The following is a 23686-nucleotide window of genomic DNA, read 5'->3' on the forward strand; positions in this document are numbered from 1 at the left end:
ACCAAATGCTCAATTCAGACAGATATGTATTTGAAGAGCACTCTGGCAGCTACCAAGAACGATTATAGACACCGAATTTAAGCATTGCGATCGCGTAGCGTGCCGGAGGCAATTTTGCAGATAATAAAGTTAATCTCCTGGGAGTAACCAGGGGATATATAAAAACTTTTGCACCTAACAGGAATTTACAAAATGTCTAATACACCGATACAAATCACGACCGACCTCAGTAAAGCGCTCGAACAAATTAATCAGAAACTAGATAAGATAGATGAAAAGTTCGAGGCAAAGTTTGACAAGATAGACGAACGTCTTAACAAGCTGGAAATAGGACAAACTCGTACAGAAGAAAAATTGTCTGGGCAAATTAATGCTTTAGATGAAAGATTGAGCGGTCAAATTAATGCTGTAGACGAAAAATTGAGCGGTCAAATTAATGCTGTAGACGAAAAATTGAGCGGTCAAATTAATACGCTTGATGAAAAAGTTATTGGTCTGAGCAAGCGGATTGATAGCGTGGATTTTATTAATCGTGGGGTATTCGTGGCTTTAATCATTACTATCCTTGGCGGATTTGCAAAAATATTTGGATTTATTGGGAAACCTTAGACAGAGAAATCAATAACCAACTAGAACTCAAAAGTTGTTCTAACTGTTAAGACGACAAGATCGCTATTATTGTTATTGTGGTTAGAGGCTGTAATCCAGATTAAACCAGGAGTAATCGAAAGATTGTCTCTTATCTGATGTCGGTAAAAAGTTTCTACGTGCAGCGACGCGTCTAGATCGTTTCTTCTACCATTAATAAGAAAACCACTCGTACCAGTTAATTTAGGTTCTTGACCGACGATAACGCCGAGGAGATTTCCTTCTTGGCCGAGATCGGGGAAAGCGAGAGTGAGAGCATAGTTCCAAACATCAGCTTCACCGAGGTCGATCGCGGTTGCATCGGTAAATCCTACCCAACCTCCAATGGCAAATTTGGGAGCAAGTTGCCAAGACACTTCTAAACTATAGGAGTTACCGACTACTGGGCGATCGAGATCGAGTTGAGACCTCAGACTACCCGTTCCTGTTTTCAGGTTTGAATCATTATAAGAGTAAGTTTCTACGCTGGCTGAAGCCAGGTAGCTTTTAGTAGCCCTGAATCATCTCTGTTGAGAGAACAACAAAGATAACCCGAACCTCCGAGCCTACTTACGGATGCTCCAATAGCAGCAATGTTTAAACTGCCGTTCCAATCAGCATCACTATGCCACAGACAAGCACTATTAATACATTTAAAAGATTTTCCAGAACGCAAGCCAATATGGAGGCAGCGATGGCAAGTTCTGCTCGTGTATTGAGGTGGAACTGCCAAAACCTCAACGCCATATCTAATCCCTTTGTACTCAAGAAACGAGCGAAGTTGGTAAAAACTCCAACTATTACTAAGTCTTCTTTCTCGCTTAGTTCTCGGATTTTTGTTGGTTTGCTCTCGAATACCCGTCAAATCTTCTATGGCAACAAGAGCATTATCTTTAAGTGCTTGCCTGATGATGGTTTTGCTGATGTTGTGGTTAACCCACGCCTGAAATCTTCTCTCTCTCATCGACAACAGTTTCACAAGCCGTCTGCATCTACGCCGACTGCTTCTTGTGCCTTTCGATGCTTTTTTTGGAGAGAAGCACGGATTTGAGAATATTTATCTCTAACGGTCGTTATTTGTTTTCCAGACCATTTTTGATTATCAGATGTTACAGCAATATCAGTTCGTCCGAAGTCCACCCCAATAACTCTATCAGAGTTAATCAGTTTGGGCGGCTCATCCTTAATTTGTATATGGATGTAATATTTACCGTCGCGATGCTTACACAGTTGAGCAGAAGTAGGTTTTCTCCCTTTAAGTTTTCCTCGTTGGTAATTGCCAATATCTAATAGAATATGGAATCTACCACTCTTCAAGCTAAGACTGACCGATTCGTCCTTTTCTCTGTAAGTAAAAATCCGAGCATCGTAATCAGCACTTGTTGGGGCAAACTTTTTAACTGGTTTGTTTTTCAACTTAGCTGTTTTACGATTAGCTCCCACCCTAGCACAAGCTCTGACAGCTAGATTTGCACTCAAACCAAACTTTTCTCTGATGGTTTGATAGACCATGTTTTGAATAGTTGTTTTGCTGGTTATGCTCGACTTCACTTGCTCATTGGCATAGTTACAAGCATCAGCAAAAGCAAAAAGTGTTGCCTCAATTTCTTGGGCAATTTCTATAGATGGCTTGAGTTTGCCAACAATTGTCAGTACTTGTTCCATAAGAAACATTATGTCACATATGAAACAAACAGGAGAACGGCTAAAGCCTCAAACTCTTCCTCCACTGCCGTTGAAACGGCGTGGCTTCCAAGGGCTAAAGCCTATTTATTGTGAGAGATGAGAAAGGTTGTTCGTCCTTGGGTGAGTCGATTGAGTGCTTTATTGACTGCCTGTTCGCTGGCATTATCTAACCCCGTAGTGGGTTCGTCGAGGATGACGATGGGTGCTTTGCGAATGGCAGCGCGCGCGATCGCAATTCGCTGTCTTTGTCCACCCGACAGCGTACATCCTCTCTCCCCTAAAACTGTCTCGTAACCATCGGGCAGGTTCATAATAAAGTCGTGAGCATTTGCTATTTTTGCTGCTTGCTCTATTTCTGCATCCGTTGCACCCAATTTCCCGTAGGCAATGTTTTCGCGGATGCTGGCGGCAAATAAGATACTCTCTTGCAGGACGACACCAATCTGCTGTCGCAGGGAGTCGAGAGTATATTCGCCCAAATCCTGTCCGTCGATGAGGATGCGACCAGAATTGGGATCGTAGAGGCGGAGAATGAGACTGATTAGGGTTGATTTGCCGCCTCCAGAAGCACCAACGACGGCAACTTTTTGACCGGGTTGTGCTTCAAAAGAGATGTTCTGTAAAATTGCCTTGCCAGATTCGTAAGCGAAGGTCACATTCTCGAAACGTACCGCACCGAAGAAGGGATGCGCGGGTTTGGCACGAGGCAAGTTGCGAACGTGGGGTTCGTAGTCGAGAACGTCGATAATTCTTTCTCCAGAAGCGGTTGCTTTGGCAATCTCACTAAATTGATTGGACAGTTTGCGTATTGGTTCAAAAGCGTTTTTCAGGTAGGTGATAAAGACTAGCAAATCGCCAGGAGTTAGGGTTTTTTGGATGACTAGGTGCGATCCTCGCCACAAAACTAGGGCAATAGTCAGCGCAATCAAAATCTGTACGGTGCGTTGGAGAACTGCTAAGAGTTTGAGAGATTTTGCCCCATGATTGAGGGTTATATTGTTTTGTTGCTCAAAGATGTCTTCGAGTTGGTTATGCAAAGAAAGTGCTTGTACGACTTCGATCGCACCAATGGTTTCGCTGGTGGTTGCTGCTAAGATCCCTTGAAACTTGCGATGTTCTCGGCTAACATGGCGAATGCGACCGATTAAGCGCGTCATGGAAAAGTAAAATAGGGGAAATATTGTCAGCGCGATCGCAGATAATTCCCAATTCATCCAACTCATAACGACTAACATGCCGACTAAAGCGACAATATTAGTTACTAAAGGAAGAATGACTTTGACGATAGTGAGTTTGATGCGATCGATATCGGCAGTCACGCGGGTAATTAAATCCCCACTTTTGTGCTGCATGTGAAAGGTAAGCGATAAGCGCTGTAGATGACTGTAAAGATCGCTGCGAATGTCGGTTAATATCTGCACCGATGCTAGCGCCATGCCAAAAGTACTCAGATATGCAGCAAAACTACCCAGCACAGAAATGACTACGATTGATAGCGCTAGAAGCGCCAGCAGCAGCATCGGATCGATTCCGTGACTTACTATAACTTTTAAAGAATCGTTATTCGTTTCTGTTACTAGAACGTGGTCAAAAACGAATTTCAGGGACCAAGGTTCTAGTAATCGGAACCCAGTTTCGACGAGAAGGGCTAAAAATGAACCCGCAATTAATAATTGTCGCTTGCGAATGTAGGGCAAAAATCTGCGACCAATACGCATCATTCCTGGCATAATTTTTTTCAAATCTTTTTCTTTGGCGCGATCGCTCATATTAGTTATCAGTGACCAGTGACCAGCTTTAGAGTTCAAGATTAGATAATTATAGACCGCCAATTAAGCAGCAGTAAGAACAGATTTTTCAAGTAATTCTTTCAAAAAGAAAGTCGTTTTTTTCTGCACCTTGAAGATCGAAGAGATAATTTGCTTTTGAATCTGAATTTTTAGCAAACAGTTCATGATTTTTTTAGCTAGATAAGCTGGCTCTAAATCTTCAGGTTCGATAACCTCAACAATTCCTAACTTTTCTAATTTCTTGGTTCTAATTACTCGCTCTTTATCGTAACTGTAGTGACCGATAGGAACGACTAGCGAACGAACGCCAGTTCTGAGAATATTCATAGTTGTGTTATATCCGGTCAAACTGATGGAAAGGTCGGCTTTTCTCATATAAGCCATCAGATTTGAGGTATATCTTTGTAAGGTAACATTACTTTTACTCAAAGCAGCTTGCTTGAGTTGTAAGAATTGCTCTTCTGGCATAAAAGAACCAGTAAATATTTGGATATGATGGGGCAATTTTTTTCGCAAAATGGAACTGGATTGAATAACATATTTTAGTAGATCATATCCAATTATTCCGCCGCCAATACTAACTAATATTATTGGTTCTTTTCGGTTTAGATTAGCCAAATCAAACTCACTCAAATCGTTATTTTCCGGGCTCGATTGAGCTACAAACCCCGTGTATTTTACTTTGCAATTGAGATCCTTAACTCTAGAAAAGCTTTCTTCTAGTTTCTGAAACTTAGGATCGGCATGGAATAAAATACAATTAAAATATTTGCTGGTTAATTGACAAATAGTCTCTTCTTCTTTATCGAGATCGGTTCTGCCAACAATATCTCTGACACTACAGATAATTTTGGTTGAAGGGGCAACAGCTTTGATATAGTCTAGAAGAGGAATTAATTCAAAGAAAAGTTTATGCCTACCGAATGGAAAGAATTCCGTAATTAAACAATCGGGTTTAAATCGATCGAACAAGTTAATTAATGCATTTCGCCTAGCTTCTTTCACCTCTTCAATATTGGCAAAACCATCAGTGACTTGAAGTTGTCCGTTTTCTATCCAAAGAGGCGGTAACGTAGCTATTTCTACTTGAGAAGGAATTTCAAACCCAGGTACGGTTGGACCTCCATTGATACAATAAACTTGAAAGTCTTTAACTAATTGGCGCACAATTTCTGTACTCCGAACCAAATGACCCATTCCGGTTAGATATTGGCAGTAAAACAAAATCTTTTTCATCATTAATCTCTTCTTAATTAACTGAAATTAAAGATTTTTTTGTCGAATTGATGATAAAAAAATGAGTGCAATCGCCTACAACTTTACCAAACACTAATTCCAAGATATATTCTTGAATTCTTGGCAAAGCATTTAGATCGATTCGAGCAACAGCGGGGAGATAATTACTATTACGCTCTAATTGTTCTAAAACTGAATTTATGAGATACTGAGATGTTAGCTTGCTAGGATGAATGGTTTTAAATAGACCAAATTCTGTCATTTTTTGGGCGCGAATCCATTGTTCTTGTACGGGTTTAATTCGAGGAACCACAACCGCTCTTTTACTCAGAGAAATAACCTCGCAGATGGTGTTGTACCCTCCCATACAAACCACAGCATCGGCAGTCTCCATGTAGCTAGCAATATCATCAGTAAACTCGGACATTTGTACGTGGGAAAACTGTTGGGCGATCTGAGATAATTCCTGGGTTCGATCTTGTGGCATTTCGGTACCAGAAATAATCAGGCTTTTGATTTTATGCTTGGCGGAAAGCTGCGTTAATCCCTGTAGATAAGTCTCGACTAAGTAATAGCCATCGCCCCCACCGCCCGGAGTAACTAAAACCAATTTTTCCTTGGATTTTACTTTCAGTTCTTGACGAACTAATTGAGTAGATTTATGTCCATATTCTCTACGAATATAGCCACAAAACTTTGTTTTCTTGGATAGAGAAATAGGAAATCGATATTCTTTGGTGATATCAAAAATTTCTGGCATTCCGACGACTAAAATTTGGTCGTAATAACTTTGAAGTGCATGATAGTAATCATTTTGATGCCAGTCCTTAATCGTTACTTCTGGTGCATCGAGGATATCGCGCAGAAGTAATACCAGTTTGGTTACGGGAAAATGTTGTTTTAAATAAGTTAGAGTAGATTTTAATTCTCCTTGCAACCCGTAAGGTTTTTTATCGACAAGAATTAGATCGGGTTCAAAGTTGACAACTGCCGTTCTAATAATCTCAGAACGCAATTTTGTTACTTCTTGAGGATCTTTTCTCAGATATTTGGCAGATAGTTCGCCAGTGTCACTGCGTCCCAGACAAGGTAGTTTCATGTAATCTAGTCCCTGTGGCATCCGAAAACTATGTAATACCGGAGAACCAGAGATTAGTAAGATCGAAAGTTCTGGTACGCTATCTAACAGGTACTTGCAAATAGCAAGCATTCTGCGAATATTACCAAGACCATAGGCATCGTGTGACTAAACTATCAGCCTCATTGTTTCAAGTCCTTAGTTGCTTTCGGTATCTCTACCGTTAATACTTATCTTCGGATTTCCTTATGAAGTGCTCGTGAAGTGTTTATGAAGCAATTTAAGAAAATCATGAGAGTTTTCTCATCGAATTTATGAGAAATCAAGTATGATTTTTTAAGATTTAAAATTAGGTAAAAAATTAAGATTGAGTTAATCATAAAAAGTTTTTCTATATTTGAGAGCAAGACCAATGGATTTCTAGAAAAAAACTTGGCTATTAGCTAACCTCGACTTTATCCAATGTTGGGCAACGCGATCGCATAAGTTAAAACCCTTATGGAACCCGGACTTTGACTTTTTGAACTTGGATAGAATTCGTGATGTCAGAAAAAGTATTTGCCACAAAGCTATAACTTGTGCCCAATCATAAGGTTTACGCTGCCTAAGTTGATAACTGTTAGCTAATCGCCAAACAATTTTTTGAGAATTATACTTATTTCATCAAACCCGAACCGAGATGGTTGTGAACTCGCGCTAGCAAATCTTGAAAGCGAAAAGGCTTGGTTAGATAGTCATTCGCCTCATATTGTAACCCTACCTTTTTTTCTGCAACGTCATCGCGAGCGGTTACGATAATGATGGGAAGTTGCTTTCCTTGCTGGCGAAGTTCTGCTAGTACCGTCCACCCATCTTTGACGAGAAGCCCTAAATCCAACAAAAGCAGGTCAAATTTATCGCTTTGAGCCATCAGCACTGCCTGTTCTCCATCTGTAGCGATCGCAGTACTGAATCCATATTTTCGCAGACCTTTGTCAATAAAAGCAGTGATGCGGCGTTCGTCTTCTGCAATGAGAATACAGCTCATCGTTTGTCACCTTCCGAATCATCTTCTAAAAGAGTATAGTAAGCACTTCTACTCAGCTATTCTCAGAATAATGACTCTCCGTGAGTTAGATCTAAAATTTTGATGAGACGTTTCTCACATCAAATAGACTTGATGTTGATGAAATTTAAGACATTTAATTTGAATGCAATCTTATCCTCGCAATCGATAGCCCATACCTCTAACCGTCTCGATTAAGTCGCTGCCTAACTTTTTGCGCAAATAACCCACGTATACATCAACAATATTCGAGCCGGGATCGTAATCGTAACCCCAAACGCGATCGAGCAGTTGCTCTCGACTCATCACTTGTCCTTGATGACGAAGCAAAGTTTCTAAGAGGGTAAACTCTCGCGCCGATAGTTCGACATCTTTTCCCGTAACCCGAACTTGGCGGGTACGCAAATTGAGCATGACTTCGCCAACCCTCAGTTCCATTTCTTCTTTGATGGCGACTCGCTGCTGACTTCGCAGGCGCAGGCGAATGCGTGCCAGCAGTTCTTCAAAGCGAAATGGCTTTGTCATGTAATCATCTGCTCCGCCTTCGAGTCCGGCTAATTTATCATTGATATCGTCGCGGGCGGTGAGGATAATAATCGGTATGGTTGCCCCTTGACCGCACAATTCTTCGAGTACCGACAAACCATCTTTGCCAGGAAGTCCCAAGTCCAACAGCAGCAAATCGAAATTATTGCCCAATGCCATCGAGATAACTTCATCGGCATTAGTGGCAACTAGGGTAGTAAATCCGTTGGCACGCAATCCTTTTTCTATAAAAGCAACGATGCGCGGTTCGTCTTCTGCAATAAGAATACGATTCATATTCATTTTCTCCCGAATTTCTCTTGAGGAGGTTCTAGGGGCAACACGAGGGTAAAGGTCGAACCAATTCCTACTCGGCTAACCAGTTCCACTCGACCGCCATGTGCTTGTGCGATCGCTCTTACGATGGATAATCCCAACCCCGAACCATCCGAACGTCGGCGGCTGTTGCTAGCGCGGGCAAAGTGTTCAAAAATTCGTTCTCGATCGCGCTCAGCAATCCCGACTCCGGTATCGCGCACCCACAAGCGAACGCAATTGGGTGCAATCGCGGTTCCGATGGCAATAGTATCCGTTTCAGTCGTATACTGGACGGCATTTTCAGTCAAATTCATCATTGCTTGCGTCAGGCGCTGGCGATCGCCGACAATGAAACCTGTCGCTTGTGCGTCTAGTTGCCAGTTGCGATCGGCTAGGGCAGCGGCTTTGGTGCAGAGTTCCTGCGTCAGCAAGCTAATGTCAATTGTCTCCAATTGGAGACAATTGGGGCGTTCTGACTTTGCCAACAAAATCAAGTCATCGACCATGCGGTTCATGCGATCCAACTCATCGATTACTAATTCGATGGTTTCCTGTTGTTCTTGGGGATCGTCGCCCATCAGTTCTAGATGACCTCGAACGATCGCGATCGGGGTTCGCAGTTCGTGACTCGCATCGTTGATAAAGGTTTTCTGAGTTGTCAAAGCAGCTTGGAGGCGATCGAGCATTTTATTAAAGGTTGTCGCTAGTTCCCCCATTTCTCCACTGCTTTGTACGGGAATTCTTTTATTGAGATTTGACTCGCTAATCGAACGGGCTGTGGAGGCGAGCGATCGCAAGGGTGCTAATATCTTTCCAGAAGCCGCCCACACCAGAATTAAAGCCAAGAGTAAACCCACTAGCAAGACATAAGCGACAATGATAATGACTCCCATCGCTTCTTGCCTCTCTCCCGCCGTCGTATGGGCAATTACCAACGCGCCTCTTGCCCGTCCATCAATTATGACAGGTGTAGCCAAATAGAGAATGTTGCCGAGTTCTGGATCTGGGGTTTTCTCTTCGCCTTGCTCTTTTTTGGTCAATTTTGCCCAACGCCGCATCAGTTCAGACTCTTCGTGCAATAGTTCGGGTCGTCCTCTAGGGCTGGATCGGTAGAATCGACCGTTGAGAAAGGTAATCAAAAAGGTATCGTCTTCTGGAATCTGGCGGTAGAGAAATTCTTGGAAAATTTTCTTAAGATCTCCTTCGGTAAATGTGTCCGAGTCTGAAGATCGTTGTGCTACGAAACTCTTAAAGGTTTCCAGTTCTTCGACTAACTCTCCCTTGACTCGCCTATCTACTCCATTGAAGACTAGCTCGGCAATAATAGGGACTGAGATTCCGATAAAACCTGTCATGAGGATGCCATACCAGGCAAAAATGCGATTTCGCGTCTCCCAAAGAAATCCTCGCTCTCGGAGCGTTCGCTTTTCTTTTGTTTTCTTTGCTAAAAAATCGCCCTTGTTAACAGACTCTTGTGCCCCTACCGTCATGACTTTCCCTGTTTTTCGATGTCGTCGGGTTTTAGTCTATATGGTAAAAGCATGAATGGCGGATGTCAGTCCCATCGAACCATGCCAACAAGACTCGTATTGAGAATTTCTACTTCGGCAATAAGGAAAATAGTAGAAATAAGTGGAATAAAATCACCGTATTGGCTTCGGAGTGCGAGAAGAACTCAACAATACTAGACCGCTATACAGTTGAAAGGTGTTATCCCAGTCGGTTTCTTCTCGACGAAATAGATCGATCTGCGGATCGATGAGTTTGAGCGTATCTGAAAAATCTCTTGCCATGCCTGCAAAAGCGTTAAAGTCTGACCAGACAGGAATGGTTGCAAGTTGCTGCTGCAAAAATTGCATTAGATGATTCCACTTTTCGCTCAGTGTCGTTTGTCCGTCGGCAGACCGTTGTCGATCGAAAAAGATTATCCCTTCGTGAAACTGATATCCTCGATCCCATAGCCGCACAATGGCATTTCTCCCTGGTAAATGCAGGTCGCAGACTTTGACGTAATCCTGAATTTGCGTTTTGCGAATCAGTCTACCCCTAACATCGCGATCGACGCATTTTTCAAATAAGGGAAGTAATACTTCTACTCGTTGACTCACTTGCGACCAATCGAAATCGATCGCTACCGAGCGACCGTTTTTCTCTTGACAAATAACTGTAGCTGTGGCGAGTGCCGATTGAAAGTATCGCACTTTGTAGACCTCGATCGCGTTAATTCGGCTAATTGGCAGGCAGAAACAGGGAATTTCTGCGGCGGCGATCGCAGCGCTATAGAATCGCAGTTCTCCCAAAGAACCCGTGCGATATAATCGCCAAGAGCGAGTCGGCAGTTGTAAGCGAGCGATATAGAGGTCGAGATTCATAATTTTGGCAAATTTTTTGGCAGCGCTTTGCCTCAATTCGGGGTCGATCGCTTCTAGCACTAACACGGCTGGTTTTTGACTCCCCGGTTCTGCCATGGCGCGATCGCGTTCCTGCTGTCGTTGTTGCCGTTCGATTTGGACTAACCGCTCGATCCCCTGACGAGCTTGCGAGATAATTTTAGGGTTGGTAGCATTGCACAACACTTCCCGATATCCTTGCTCTGCGACTGCTAGATTGCCGCTAGCTTCCGCTAGGCGAGCGCTATAAAATGCAATCCAAGGATGATCCGGTTCTTGCTGTTTTAGGTCTTGTAGTAATCGGTTGGCACGTTCGCAATCTCGACGCTCGATCGCCTCGACAACTCGTTCAAGCATGGGTTAGTCGTTAGTGGTTACTGGTTAGTTATTGGTTGCTCGACACTAGCGGCAACGACAGAGACAGCCACAATCGGAGCGGTTATCGCTCTTAGGATCCGACGACCGAGAGAAACTGGCGCAAAACCAGCCGCGATCGCTCCTTTTACTTCTGCTTCCGTCCATCCGCCTTCGGGCCCGGTGGCAATGACGAGATTGTTTTTTGGCGGTTTCTCCCGAAGGTAGGTGAGTAAGTGGTTGGCTTCTATGCGAGTAACACAAATATAGCGATCGGTTTCTAAATCGTCCACTTCTATTAAAGCTTTGGCAAAGTCAATCGGCTCTAAAACCACTGGAACGATTTGCCTCTCGGACTGTTCGGCGGCTTCGGTGGCGATTTTGCGCCAGCGTTCCAATTTATTCGTGCTGGGGTTGAGTAACGTGCGATCGCTAATAGTTGGCATAAAAGCCATTGTCCCTAATTCGGTGCAGCAGCGCACGATCTCCTCAAATCCATTGCCTTTGGGCAAGGCTGTCATTAGGGTTACGGCAATGGGTAATTCTGTAGACTCGCTCAGGGGTTCGATAATCTGTGCCGACGTTCCTACCAATCGAGCGACCCAAGATTTTCCCCGTCCGTCCATTGCCACAAAGCGATCGTCTTTCCGCAATCGCAAAACTCGACTGAGGTAATGTTGCTGTTGGGAAGTAAGATGAATTTTCTCGTTTTGTTGTTGTGCGGAGTCGATAACTAAGCGATAAACCATTGCAAATTCTGCTGCGCGAGTTCAAAAAATGTGGCTCGATCGCAAACTTGCGATCGAGCCACAGACACCATCTTACTATGTCTTGTTTTATCCCAAGACTTCCATCGCTATCTTAATGTTCTGGCGAACCGAGTCAGCCGAGGCGTGCAATGCCTTTTGTTCTTCATCAGTCAGCTTCACTTCTAAAATACTTTCAACCCCGCGACATCCCAAGCGACAGGGAACGCCGAGGAAAATATCGTCTAAACCATATTGTCCTTGGAGATAGGCAGCCGCCGGGAGAAGGCGGGACCGATCGCGCAAAATTGCCTCTACCATCAAGCAACCAGAAGAGGCAGGGGCATAGTAAGCCCCTCCAGTTTGCAATAACTTGACAACTTCTGCGCCGCCATGACGAGTTCGCTCTACTAACCGTTCGATCGTTTTCTCATCCATCAGTTCGGCAATGGGAACGCCTCTGACGGTACAGTAACGAATCAAGGGCAGCATTAAATCCCCGTGTCCTCCCAGCACCATCGTACTGACATCGGCGGTACAAACTCCCAGTTCCATGGCAATAAAGGTTTGCAAGCGAGAAGAGTCGAGCACTCCTGCCATTCCCATGACTTGAAAAGCGGGAAGCCCAGTCGCTTTCCACGTCAGATAGGTCATCGCGTCTAAAGGATTTGTGATGACGATAAACTGAGCGTTGGGGGAATATTTAATGGCTTTTTGGGCTACGTCGGCTACGATCTTAGCATTGGTGTAGATGAGATCGTCCCGACTCATTCCCGGTTTGCGAGCAAGACCTGCGGTGATGACCACAATATCGGAACCGACAGTATCCTCATAGTTATTAGTGCCGATAATCTTACTGTCGTGTAATTCTATCCCTTGAGCTGCCATTAAATCTAGGGCTATTCCCTGGGGCAATCCTTCGACGATATCGATAAGGACGACATCTGCTAGATTTTTTTCAGCAATTCGCTGAGTTAAAGTTCTCCCCACGTTGCCAGCACCGATAACGGTCACGAGGGGAGATTTGCAATGAGGTGGGGTGTATGAGGAAGAGGGAGCGTTCATGAGTCCGATTGATGAGTTAATACTCATTCAGTTAGTTCTAATTGATCGATGCGAAACCAAATGTTCGGTGTCGGTACGTAGAACTTAACCAGGGCATATTCTTCATTAAGATCGACAACTTCACCCTTACTTTCAAAAATGTATGAGGGAAAGCGCGTATCGCTTGCTTTTGCCTCTAGGCTATTCTCTAGTGTTTCCCGAACAACACGAACTAAAGCACCTTTCTTGATCTTACTTGCCATAGTTGTCATCGATTGGATGTTGCTAATTGTCCAATCTAAATTTTTGCATAAAAAAGTTAAGATATTCTACAAATAAATAATGAGAATTCCGATTTAACTGGAATTCGGCGATTGTAAATCTTAACGACAACAAGTTTTTCTGGGAAAAAATTAATAATTAATTGCAAAATTTAATCTTTATTTGAATTGATAGGATAGCGAACAATTTTCTGATGTAATACGAAGTCTAACCGATCGCATTTCCTTATAATCAAACAGAAGCGATCGGGAAAAACAGTGTAATACTTTTTCCCCTGACAATTGCAAATTGCGAATTGCGAATTGTTTGAGTCACCGATTAGCCGCCAGGTTTACAGACGTTATAATCTTCGTGAGAAACCACTGCTTCTGGTGCTAGAAAGTTGCCGCAATCTCGGCAGAGCAATCGGTAATTGCGAGTAACGGGGATACTGATAACAAAGCGATCGTGCCTCAATCGCTTGCCGCGAAAGTCCCGGTAATTTCTTTGATTTGCCAGCCCTTGCATAATTTCGCGGGCTTTAACGACCACATTTTTAGGTAACGCCCTCAAATCGATGGGATCGCCGTCAAAAGTTGCATCCCAAGCATTTTTTTGCTGTCTTTTTTGTTCCCGTTCGACTTGCTCTCTGGCACATCTATGGCAAACTTGACCGTAGCCTCGATGACCGCAGGGGAAGATCTTTTTTCGTCTTGACATAGAACTGCGTGCGAGTAGAATCCGGTATTTTTTCTAGCTCATTAGCTGTTTTAACGGCTGCATCAGTTTTGACTGACAGACGCAAGCAATTAGTTCGATTTTCGGCACAATGAATGCGATTTCGACATTGAGCGATCGCTCAATGTCCAATTCATCCTAGTTGAAAAAAGCTATATCTCTAGGATACAAGTTGCGATAGTCGATCGCTTGCGCAAAAATGCAAGATCGTAGATCGTAAAGCAATTCTCATTGTGAAATTACTTGATGGAAAGCTCGACAAACAGCTTTGAGCCTTCTAATGTTATGTTTAATTGGGTAGACAAACTCGAACGCTAAATTGACGCTATGTTACGCTCCTACTTCGATACGGAAGATAACGAACGCAGACCCTTCGAGTTACCGGGGGCAAAACCGCACTACAATCCCGACCGCCCCGGACAAGTCAACCATATTTTTCTAGATTTAGTTCTCGATATCCCTAACAAAAGCGTTCGGGGAACTTGTACCATCACCTTAATTCCCGTTAGAGAGGGAATTAACCAGCTAACCCTCGATGCAGTCGATTTACAAATTGACTCGGTATTGGTCGATAACGTCAGTCAACCTTTCGACTACGATAGACAACAGCTAACCGTTCGCCTCCTCAATCCCACAGAGAATAAACCAATTCAAATTGCGATCGCCTACCGCGTCGAAAATCCCCGACGCGGACTCTATTTTATCTCCCCAGACGAACATTATCCCAACAAACCCGTCCAAGTTTGGACGCAAGGGGAAGATGAAGACTCCCGTTTCTGGTTCCCCTGTTTCGATTATCCCGGTCAATTAGCTACGTCAGAAATTCGCGTTCGCGTCCCCAAACAATTCCTTGCCATTTCTAACGGAGGACTCGTTTCTGTAGAAGAAGTCGGGGAAGACAAAATTTATCACTGGTCGCAAAAACAAGTCCATCCTACTTATTTGATGACCCTGGTAGTAGGCGATTTTGCTGAAATAGAAGACAAATGGCACGGGATTCCCGTCACCTACTACGTAGAAAAAGGACGGGAAGCAGACGGTCTTCGCAGCATGGGCAAAACCCCTCGCGCGATCGAGTTTTTCTCTCAAAAATTTGGCTACCCCTATCCCTATCCCAAGTACGCCCAAGTCTGCGTGGATGACTTTATTTTTGGCGGGATGGAAAATACTTCTACGACTCTACTGACCGACCGTTGTTTGCTGGACGAACGCGCCGCCCTCGACAACCGCAATACAGAAAGTTTAGTCGTTCACGAACTCGCCCATCAATGGTTTGGGGATCTGGTCGTCATCAAGCATTGGTCGCACGCTTGGATTAAAGAAGGAATGGCGACTTACTCGGAGGTTTTGTGGACAGAATCCGAATACGGGAAAGACGATGCCGCTTACTATCTATTAGGAGAGGCGAGGAACTATATCGATGAGGATTCCTCTCGCTATCGCCGCCCTATCGTCACTCACGTCTATCGAGACGCGATCGAACTGTACGACCGCCATTTGTATGAAAAAGGGGCTTGCGTCTATCATATGATTCGCACGATTTTGGGCGATGAATTATTTGAGAAAGCCATTCATACGTTTGTGCGAGATAACGCCCACAAAACAGTAGAAACGGTCGATTTGTTGCGGGCGATCGAAAAGGCAACCGGATATAATTTAATGTTCCTTTTCGATCAATATGTCTTCCGAGGCGGTCATCCCGACTATAAAGTTGCCTATGCTTGGGATGGAGACAGTAATTTAGCCAAACTAACAGTAACTCAAACCCAAGCCAAAGAAAATAAAAATGCCAGCAAAAGCGAATTATTCGACCTAAAAATTCCCATTGGTTTTGGCTATATTAACAATCCAGTACAACTAAAAACTTTTACCCTACGCATCCATGAGAAAGAACAAAGCTTTTATTTTCCGCTAGAGAAAAAACCCGATTTCGTCAGCTTTGATGCCGGCAATAACTTCCTCAAAACCGTCACTTTAGAGTATCCAATTCCCGAATTAAAAGCCCAACTCAAATGCGATCCCGATCCGATTTCGCGGATTCATGCAGCGGCAGCTTTGGCAAAAAAAGGCGGATTAGAAGTGATTGAAGCCCTCTGTGATACCTTAACTCAAGATCCTGTTTGGGGCGTTCGCGTAGAAGCGGCCAAACAGTTAGCTAAAATCAAATTAGACCAAGCAGGAACGGCTTTAATGAAAGGATTGCAAGACGAAAATGCTAGGGTGCGTCGCGCGGTAGTCGAAGCATTAGGAGAAATTAAAACGCCCGAATGCTATGAAGCCTTAAAAAATGTATTAGAGAAAGGCGATGCCAGTTATTATGTTGAAGCGTCAGCCGCCCGCAGTTTAGGAGGAATAATATCGGGAACTTTGAAAGAAAAAGAAGGAGAAGTTATTGACTTACTCAAGAAAGTCTTAGAAGAACGTTCCGGTTGGAATCAAGTCGTAACTTCCGGTGCAATTGGTGGATTAAGTAATCTCAAAACTTCTTCTGCCGCTGTCGATATTATTCTCGACTATACCAAACTTGGAATTCCTCAACCTTTGCGATTGGCTTCTATTCGTGCGTTAGGAACAATTTCTGTCGGTCAAACTCCCGATAAAGTCGAGGCAATTTTAGAACGATTAGAAGCAATTTCTAAGGAAAGTTTCTTCTTGACTCAAGTTGCGGTTACTTCTGCTTTGGGACAAATGGAAACCCCTAAAGCCATTGGTATCCTTCAATCTTTGGCAGAACAAACGTCCGATGGGAGAGTCCGTCGCCTGGCAGAAGAAGCTGTTGAAAAAGTGCAGAAAAACTTGGGTTCCGATAAAGCCATTAAAGAATTGCGGGAGGAATTAGAGAAAATTAAACAAGAAAATCAAGAACTCAAAAGTCGCGTCGCCGAATTAGAAGCAAAAGCAAAATAAGTTTCAAGTTTCACTTACCTCAAGCGGCTACTTTCTCGACCGCAATTCTTAATAATTTAATTAAAAACTAGCGTTTCAATCTTCTGAATGTCTATCTTTCCCAAGATAGATTAGTGCAGTTTGCCATAAATCTAATATCAATGTATCGTGTTAATTTGAGAATGGCTTAAGATTTATAGCAGCACATCTAGCTCATGCGTCAAATTTCTTCAACTACTACCAAAAATCTCTTACAAAATCCTATTTCGTGGCTACACAGTCTTTGGAAATTTTCTCGTCCTCATACCATCATTGGTACTAGCCTTAGCGTTCTTGCTTTATATATCATCGCGATCGCAAACCTTGAGAATTCTGTTAAATTAGAAAATTTATGGCAGCTTTTAGGAACTTGGATTGCTTGTTTGTGCGGCAACATTTATATTGTGGGATTAAATCAACTAGAAGATGTTGCTATTGACGAAATTAATAAACCCCACCTCCCGATTGCCGCAGGAGAATTTTCTCGAAAACAAGGACAGTCGATTATAGGGATTACGGGGATATTGGCGCTAGTTTTAGCTGGATTTTTGGGAAGTTGGTTATTAGTAACGGTTAGTATTAGTTTAGTTATTGGTACGGCTTATTCTTTAACGCCAATTCGCTTAAAAAGATTTCCTTTTTGGGCAGCATTATGTATTTTTACCGTGCGAGGGGTAATCGTAAATTTAGGACTTTTTTTGCATTTTAGAAAAACTTTACAAGGTCAAGAATCGATTCTTCCTTCTGTGTGGGTATTGACGTTATTTATTTTGGTATTTACCGTAGCGATCGCAATCTTTAAAGATGTCCCAGACATGGAAGGAGATAAGCAATATAATATCACGACTTTTACATTACTTTTGGGCAAGCAAGCCGTATTTAACCTCGCTCGTTGGGTAATTACCCTATGTTATTTGGGAACGATCCTAGCTGGAATTGGACGAATTCCGGGCGTAAATTCAGGGTTTCTCGTTCTTAGTCATGGAGGCTTGTTAATATTGCTGTGGTGGCGGAGTTGGGAGGTAGACTTGGAAAATAAAAACGCGATCGCGCAATTTTATCAATTTATTTGGAAGCTATTTTTCCTGGAATACTTATTCTTTCCTGCTGCTTGTATTCTGCAATGAAAATTCAATACTATTGCCTAGCAATCTTAGCATCGATCGTTGGCGGTTCTAAAGCTCCTGCATCCAATGCGATCGATACAACGAAACTATCGGGAAATATTAGCTTAACCCTGGAAAAGGGAGTATGGAAACTTTGGCAGGAAAAACCCACTTATCAGAATATAACTATAGATCTGGCTTGCGACAGAGGTCAGTGCGAATCGGAAGCTTGGGCATATGCCCCTCAATTCAATCAAGACGTGGATCATCAGGGAACGGTTGAAGTTACCCGTTTAGATAATGTTTGGCAACTGAAAGTCAAGCTGAAAATTCAATCTCATCCCTGGCAAAAAACCCCCTTTCAAGAAGCCGACTATATTATCGAACTAATCCCCCATCAAGGCAAACTCATCGGCAGTTACGCGGGCAGGTTCAACAATCGTTCTCTAAGCGGCAAAGTCAGTGGCACGACCGCTCTCCATTGGCCCAAACCCATTGCCAACTTTCAGCCAGTTCGTCCTCAAGAACATCCCCGATTGGTTTTCCGCAGCGACGAACTGCCAGCCCTGCGAGAGAAAGCAAAAACTCCTACAGGGCAAGCAATTCTGGCTCAACTAAAACAAACCCTTGCTCGACAAACAATTTATTATGAAGGTTACGTCCCCAATGGGGGGTATCACGCGGCAGGATACTGTTTCCTGTCTCTGATAAACGAGAACAAACAAGCAGCAGAAAGCGCTTGGCAAATCGTGGAAAATTCCATGAAAACGCCGGGGAAGAGATTATTTGAACAGGGTCCCATCGTCGCGGGAGTCGCGATCGCCTACGACCTCTGTTACAATACCTGGAGTAAAGAACGCCTCAAAAAAGTTACCCGTTGGCTAGCGGGTCAGTCAGTCTGGCTACTAGAGGGAGATACGCCCAAAAGGGGTTGGAACAGCAATGATTGGAGCAATTGGAATGCTAGAGCGCGCAGTGCAGGGGGATTAGCCGCCTTAGCAATTCTCTACGAACCCGATGAATTTTTCTCCAGATTCATCGACGTTCGACGACTGTCAAAGCTAGCAGAACGCCGGATCGCACGTTATCTAATCACTGCCGTTGGCGATCGCGCCTTTGGGACGGAAGGCGATCACTATACAACGGAACCTTGGGTTCTAAGCCTTCTCCCCTATCTACAAGCTTACCGCAATGTCGTCGGCAAAGACCTAGTGAAAGGGTCGAGTGCCGAATGGTTTTTACCGCAATACATGATGCGGATAGTTGAAAGAGGGAACGAGTTAGCCGTCCCTACCTATGGGCGGAGTCGTCGCTATGCAGGCGAATCGATATTTACTGTGGGAATGGGAACTGTCCCAGAACGATTTCTGCCGGGAGTAAAATGGGTGTTCCGTCGCAACTTTGGCATGGAGGGGAATAAAACCTTCGGCATCAGCAATCCCTACGAAGCTGCTTTCGTTCTCAAAGGATATCGAGAAGATATTCCTGCTAAGAATCCTGGAGAAATTTTGGATCGCGTCTTGACAGACGAAAGGAAAGGCTTCTATGTCTTCCGCAACCAGTGGCAAGGCAGCAAGGATTTTGTCGCCAGTATCTACCTCAAGCGACAACCATTGAGGGGTTCTTGGTCGTTTCCCGATGTAGGCAGTTTTCGCATTTGGGGGTTAGGAGGACGTTGGGCAAATCCCGGCGTTTCCGATAAGGACGGTCAATGGACAGATGAAAATGCGGTGGTCATACCCGACGCGAGACCGTGGAATTCTGCTCAACCGACTTTCTTTGTTTCTAACAAGAATGGTTCGGGAATCGTCAGTTTGAGAAGTGACGATAACGTGCCTGAAAATAGCAACTCTCCCGTAGGGATTGGCTTAGTGCGATCGTTTGCCGTCGATTATAGCGGGTCTTCGGGAGCGCCCGGACTATTTGCAGTAGTAGATAAATTTGTCGGGTCGCCAGAAGCCAAAGAATTTCAGAATAAAATTTGGGTGATGAATACGGAAGGGAAGGTAACGATTGAAGATCGCACCTTTACTATTGAGGCTGCCAATGGCGCGACCATGAAAGGAACTTTTGTTACGCCTTCCCAAGTAAAAATCTCCTATGAAAAAACCAAATCTGGCGGGAAAATTTTGGCGACGGGCGGCAATGAGTTCTTTGTCGTGATGACGGTGCAGAAGGGTCAAGCCCCTCCGGTAAAGATTTCTGGAGAAGGGTTAGATGCGATGGTTCGCATTGGCAAGCAAACCGTTCACTTCGGGCGCGATCGCATTTTTTTGGGAGTCTTTTAAGTTTCTCTGGAAAACTCCAATCCTGGTTGAGTTTTCCAGAGCGATCGAGTTTTATATGCAAGCGATCGCATTACTACAAGCCCAAATTAGTAGTTATGGTGCAATGGAGCTGGAACTATTTCACTTGCGGACGCGGCGCTCGTCTGATTGCGGGAGAAAGTACTTTAGTCCAGAATGAAGGAACTTTTTTACTTAACAATACAGTTTATCCTCAAAAAAATCTTCACAGGCAACCGGAATGATTTCCTTGAGTCCAAGACTTTCGAGATAGGCAATCCATCCTTCAGGCGTATCTTCTATTGGTAGTATTCCTAAGACTCTGGCAACATCTGCAATCCAAGGAACTGTTGAAATTCTGTACCCTTGCCAGTTTTCGCCGAGAGATATCCAATCGGGAACTTCGCTATGGTTAAAATCGAGTGACAACTCGTAACTAGCTCTAAAGCAGTGCATCCTACTCATCGAGTATCTTTATTGACTTAATCGATTAACTACAGGAAAAGTCGATCGCTATTTACGAATATAAACAAATAATAATCATGACAAAGTTAAGAAAAGCCAATATTTTTTGGTTTGATTTCTTTTTTACTCATGAAAATTAACAAATTTGTCTACAATTTAGAAAATCTAGAGGAAATGCTCAAGGAAGATTTTGAGGTGTTATAATATTAAAAATTATAAATAACTTATAGCATGACTTGACAAAAACATCATGCTATGTGTCGACAATGTAAGAATGAGGTTCTATCTATCATGACATCCGTGCCGCTCGATCGATTATCCTTAGAATTATCAGTCGTTGAGTTTTTTGGGCAATCTGCTGGGAGATGGAAATCCCAACGACGGTACTACACTCTTAAGCAGGATGTCGAACCTCAAGAAGTCGTCAGTCTTCTAACCATTCGGTTTTTAGATCGAGGAGCGCCCGAACTGATCGAATTGGCGCAATTGCACGAACTAAAAGATGAAACCTCTCTGATTTGCGGAACCGAGGTAACTTGGGAAAGCAATTACACCAGAACCGTTCGCAAGCCATCGGTTGGGTCTACTATCTTCGGCGTAAAAGGAAATATTTTGTATCGCGATCGCGGTTTTGCCACTACCGAACCCGTCATCGCTACCTATTCTTTTGTCAATCCCAAAACGCTGTGCTTGAGAACTGAATATAGCGGATCTGTCTTCGAGGAAGAGATAAAGCTGATTGGCAATAATTACAGAACTCGACAGACAATTATTTCGCGCTCCGGACAAGAACTCACCATCGGTCAATATCTGGAGAAACGAATCGCTTAAACGTTTGAAAGTCTGAAAGCCAGTCTGAGCCTTCAAGATCCTAAAGATTACAGATTGTTACTTTGTTTTTAATAAATGAGACGAGGGGAACGCTCGTTGAGTATTTTCTAGATCGATTGGTCAACGACTGTTGCCCAAACCCAATAACAAAGTAACTTTTTCTAAGATTAAGGAGAGCTCAATGCTTGACGCTTTTTCCAGAGCAGTAATTAATGCTGATAGCAAAACCGCTTGTATTGGTGGCGAAGAATTAGCTTCTCTCAGAAGTTTTATTGCACAGGGGAACAAACGCCTAGATGCAGTCAACGCGATCGCCAGCAATGCAAGCTGTTGCGTTTCTGATGCTATTGCTGGGATGATTTGCGAAAACACCGGACTAATTCAAGCGGGTGGAAACTGCTATCCCAACCGTCGCATGGCTGCTTGCTTACGCGATGGAGAGATCATCCTCCGCTACGTGACCTACGCCTTGCTAGCTGGCGATGCTTCCGTACTCGACGATCGCTGCTTGAATGGTCTCAAAGAGACCTATGTGGCTTTAGGCGTACCTCTCCAGTCCGCCGCTCGCGCTGTTTCCATTATGAAGGCAATTTGCGTCGCTCACATCAACAACACCAATAAAATGTACGAAGGAACGAGTAAGTTCCGCAAGATGGACACCCCTCAAGGCGATTGCTCCGCTCTATCTGCCGAGTGCGCTAGCTACTTCGATCGCGTTATAGCTGCCCTGAGCTAAGTCAACGCTAATAGCGATCGACCAATTGAATTGAAACAAACTGTCAAAAATAACTATTCTGGAGAAATCGAAACATGAAATCAGTTGTGACGACTGTTATTAGCGCTGCTGATGCAGCAGGTCGGTTCCCCAGCGGCTCTGACCTAGAATCCGTTCAAGGGAGCATCCAGCGTGCAGCCGCTCGTTTGGAAGCTGCTGAAAAGCTAGCTGCTGGGATCGATGCCGTTACTAAGGAAGCGGGCGATTTAGTCTTTAAGAAGTTCCCTTACCTCAAAGAAGCAGGTCAAGCAGGCGAAAATCAAACCAAAATTGACAAGTGCTATCGCGATATCAAGCACTATCTGCGCTTAATCAACTATTGCTTGGTCGTCGGCGGAACTGGCCCTCTCGATGAGTGGGGAATCGCCGGACAGCGCGAAGTTTATCGCGCTCTCAACCTGCCTACTGCTCCTTACGTAGCAGCATTTGAATACACCCGCGATCGCGCTTGCGCTCCTCGCGACATGTCTCCTCAAGCGTTGGTTGAGTTCCGCGCTTATCTCGACTACGTTATCAACTCCCTGTCCTAGTGACGCGGCTCGCTCTAAATAGTCAGGTTTAATTCAGTACTTGAGGACTCTCAGTCGGTTGCTCTGCCTTAATCGGGTTGTGCGATCGACCAAGAGTCCTTTAATTGTGTTGTAACTTGTAAGTTATGAGTCATCACTCGTGACTAATGACTAATAACAAATAACCAATGACAGATTCTCTATTCGAACAACTAAAACACCCCAACCCCCACATGCGAGAACGGGCAATGCGAGAACTTGCCGAAAACCGTGATGAAAATACAATTTCTCGCTTGATGGGCATTCTCGGCGATGAAGACGTGCCCTATCGACGAGCTGCGGTAGTGGCATTGGGCGCGATCGGCATGGATGCCGTACCTTCCCTAGTCGAGTCCTTGCTCAATAGCGACAATGCAACTATTCGGGGTAGTTGTGCCAAAGCTTTGGCACAAATCGCCGTCAACCATCCAGAAGTTCCTTTCCCCAGCGAAGGCTTGCAGGGATTAAAAAAAGCTATTAATGACCCCAATCCAGTGGTTCATATCGCCTCCGTGATGGCTCTGGGCGAGATTGGTTCCCCGGCTTTCGATATTTTGGTTGAAGCCCTCAAAACTACAGATAACCCTGCGGTAGCGGTGACAATCGTCAACGCACTCGGTTCCATGGGAGACGAACGGGCAACAGAAGTCCTGGCGACCCTGAGCAAGGATGAATCTGCCGATTCCTACGTTCGCGAGTCAGCAACAAGCGCTTTATCCCGTTTGGAGATGGTAGGTAAATATCGGGGCGCGAATTAACACTTCCACGACAGCACTCACTAAGTATTCGCTTCGTCCGTTAAAGTCGCAACCAAGCGGTTACTCATCAGTTAATAATAACTGCTTCTATTTGCCTGGTGTAACCCTCTGGTGTATCTTGATGAACATCATCATGCGATCGGGCATCAAAAAAG

21 protein-coding genes and 1 pseudogene are annotated in these 23686 nt (G+C 44.1%); 8 read left to right on the forward strand and 14 right to left on the reverse strand.

The window, feature by feature from the left end:
• Nucleotides 1-192 precede the first annotated feature (192 nt).
• Nucleotides 193-609: a hypothetical protein gene (locus tag PLE7327_RS09190; protein WP_015143573.1), complete on the forward strand. Its 417-nt coding sequence runs from the start codon at nucleotides 193-195 to the stop codon at nucleotides 607-609.
• A gap of 20 nt (nucleotides 610-629) precedes the next feature.
• Here PLE7327_RS09190 and PLE7327_RS09195 read toward each other — a convergent pair whose 3' ends face one another.
• The 13 genes and pseudogenes from PLE7327_RS09195 to PLE7327_RS09255 all read right to left on the reverse strand — a co-directional run bounded on the left by PLE7327_RS09195 (nucleotide 630) and on the right by PLE7327_RS09255 (nucleotide 13820).
• Complete coding sequence (locus PLE7327_RS09195; RefSeq protein WP_083888292.1) at nucleotides 630-1127, reverse strand: iron uptake porin; 498 nt, start codon at nucleotides 1125-1127, stop codon at nucleotides 630-632.
• Nucleotides 1109-2292: pseudogene (locus PLE7327_RS26480) on the reverse strand (RNA-guided endonuclease InsQ/TnpB family protein). The gene PLE7327_RS09195 and the pseudogene PLE7327_RS26480 overlap by 19 nt, the downstream one beginning before the upstream one ends.
• A gap of 101 nt (nucleotides 2293-2393) precedes the next feature.
• Complete coding sequence (locus tag PLE7327_RS09205) at nucleotides 2394-4082, reverse strand: ABC transporter ATP-binding protein (protein ID WP_015143574.1); 1689 nt, start codon at nucleotides 4080-4082, stop codon at nucleotides 2394-2396.
• Nucleotides 4083-4145: 63 nt separating this feature from the next.
• Nucleotides 4146-5342 (reverse strand): glycosyltransferase family protein, encoded by a 1197-nt coding sequence (locus PLE7327_RS09210; protein ID WP_015143575.1) that lies wholly within the window; start codon nucleotides 5340-5342, stop codon nucleotides 4146-4148.
• Nucleotides 5343-5352: 10 nt separating this feature from the next.
• A complete protein-coding gene (locus PLE7327_RS09215; protein WP_217523359.1) occupies nucleotides 5353-6438 on the reverse strand; it encodes a glycosyltransferase family protein in 1086 nt (361 codons plus the stop codon).
• A gap of 634 nt (nucleotides 6439-7072) precedes the next feature.
• The gene (locus tag PLE7327_RS09220) at nucleotides 7073-7444 is read right to left on the reverse strand and encodes a response regulator transcription factor (protein WP_015143577.1); all 372 of its coding nucleotides are present in this window, start codon (nucleotides 7442-7444) and stop codon (nucleotides 7073-7075) included.
• Nucleotides 7445-7615: 171 nt separating this feature from the next.
• Nucleotides 7616-8284, reverse strand: a complete 669-nt coding sequence (locus PLE7327_RS09225) for a response regulator transcription factor (RefSeq protein WP_015143578.1) — start codon at nucleotides 8282-8284, stop codon at nucleotides 7616-7618.
• A 2-nt stretch (nucleotides 8285-8286) separates the two neighbouring features.
• A complete protein-coding gene (locus PLE7327_RS09230) occupies nucleotides 8287-9795 on the reverse strand; it encodes a cell wall metabolism sensor histidine kinase WalK (RefSeq protein ID WP_015143579.1) in 1509 nt (502 codons plus the stop codon).
• A 153-nt stretch (nucleotides 9796-9948) separates the two neighbouring features.
• Nucleotides 9949-11052 carry a tetratricopeptide repeat protein gene (locus PLE7327_RS09235; protein ID WP_015143580.1) on the reverse strand — a complete coding sequence of 368 codons (1104 nt, stop codon included), beginning with the start codon at nucleotides 11050-11052 and terminating at the stop codon, nucleotides 9949-9951.
• Nucleotides 11053-11069: 17 nt separating this feature from the next.
• Nucleotides 11070-11798: a 16S rRNA (uracil(1498)-N(3))-methyltransferase gene (locus tag PLE7327_RS09240; RefSeq protein ID WP_015143581.1), complete on the reverse strand. Its 729-nt coding sequence runs from the start codon at nucleotides 11796-11798 to the stop codon at nucleotides 11070-11072.
• Nucleotides 11799-11885: 87 nt separating this feature from the next.
• Nucleotides 11886-12860, reverse strand: a complete 975-nt coding sequence (mdh, locus tag PLE7327_RS09245) for a malate dehydrogenase (RefSeq protein WP_041392003.1) — start codon at nucleotides 12858-12860, stop codon at nucleotides 11886-11888.
• A gap of 23 nt (nucleotides 12861-12883) precedes the next feature.
• Nucleotides 12884-13102, reverse strand: coding sequence for an NAD(P)H-quinone oxidoreductase subunit O (locus PLE7327_RS09250; protein ID WP_041393063.1), 219 nt, complete (start codon nucleotides 13100-13102; stop codon nucleotides 12884-12886).
• Between the two features lie 337 nt (nucleotides 13103-13439).
• Complete coding sequence (locus PLE7327_RS09255; protein ID WP_015143584.1) at nucleotides 13440-13820, reverse strand: hypothetical protein; 381 nt, start codon at nucleotides 13818-13820, stop codon at nucleotides 13440-13442.
• A gap of 345 nt (nucleotides 13821-14165) precedes the next feature.
• Here PLE7327_RS09255 and PLE7327_RS09260 point away from each other — a divergent pair, with 345 nt between their 5' ends.
• The 3 genes from PLE7327_RS09260 (at nucleotide 14166) to PLE7327_RS09270 (ending at nucleotide 20157) form a co-directional block, all read left to right on the forward strand.
• Complete coding sequence (locus tag PLE7327_RS09260) at nucleotides 14166-16745, forward strand: M1 family metallopeptidase (protein WP_015143585.1); 2580 nt, start codon at nucleotides 14166-14168, stop codon at nucleotides 16743-16745.
• Between the two features lie 194 nt (nucleotides 16746-16939).
• Nucleotides 16940-17890, forward strand: a complete 951-nt coding sequence (locus tag PLE7327_RS09265; RefSeq protein WP_015143586.1) for a homogentisate phytyltransferase — start codon at nucleotides 16940-16942, stop codon at nucleotides 17888-17890.
• Nucleotides 17887-20157, forward strand: coding sequence for a hypothetical protein (locus tag PLE7327_RS09270; protein ID WP_015143587.1), 2271 nt, complete (start codon nucleotides 17887-17889; stop codon nucleotides 20155-20157). Before PLE7327_RS09265 ends, PLE7327_RS09270 begins: the two co-directional genes overlap by 4 nt.
• 192 nt (nucleotides 20158-20349) lie before the next feature.
• On the opposite strand, the gene PLE7327_RS09275 is transcribed toward PLE7327_RS09270, so the two are convergent.
• Nucleotides 20350-20619, reverse strand: coding sequence for a hypothetical protein (locus tag PLE7327_RS09275; RefSeq protein WP_041392005.1), 270 nt, complete (start codon nucleotides 20617-20619; stop codon nucleotides 20350-20352).
• Between the two features lie 291 nt (nucleotides 20620-20910).
• Between PLE7327_RS09275 and PLE7327_RS09280 the strand changes: the two genes are divergently transcribed.
• The 4 genes from PLE7327_RS09280 to PLE7327_RS09295 all read left to right on the forward strand — a co-directional run bounded on the left by PLE7327_RS09280 (nucleotide 20911) and on the right by PLE7327_RS09295 (nucleotide 23531).
• Nucleotides 20911-21450 carry a phycobiliprotein lyase gene (locus tag PLE7327_RS09280; protein WP_041392007.1) on the forward strand — a complete coding sequence of 180 codons (540 nt, stop codon included), beginning with the start codon at nucleotides 20911-20913 and terminating at the stop codon, nucleotides 21448-21450.
• Between the two features lie 181 nt (nucleotides 21451-21631).
• Nucleotides 21632-22186 carry a phycobilisome protein gene (locus PLE7327_RS09285; protein ID WP_015143590.1) on the forward strand — a complete coding sequence of 185 codons (555 nt, stop codon included), beginning with the start codon at nucleotides 21632-21634 and terminating at the stop codon, nucleotides 22184-22186.
• A 74-nt stretch (nucleotides 22187-22260) separates the two neighbouring features.
• Nucleotides 22261-22755, forward strand: coding sequence for a class 1 C-phycoerythrin subunit alpha (cpeA, locus tag PLE7327_RS09290; RefSeq protein ID WP_015143591.1), 495 nt, complete (start codon nucleotides 22261-22263; stop codon nucleotides 22753-22755).
• Between the two features lie 167 nt (nucleotides 22756-22922).
• Nucleotides 22923-23531: a HEAT repeat domain-containing protein gene (locus PLE7327_RS09295; protein ID WP_015143592.1), complete on the forward strand. Its 609-nt coding sequence runs from the start codon at nucleotides 22923-22925 to the stop codon at nucleotides 23529-23531.
• Nucleotides 23532-23686: the final 155 nt, after the last annotated feature.

Origin of the sequence: Pleurocapsa sp. PCC 7327, from assembly GCF_000317025.1 — a bacterium.
Lineage (GTDB): Bacteria > Cyanobacteriota > Cyanobacteriia > Cyanobacteriales > Microcystaceae > Hydrococcus.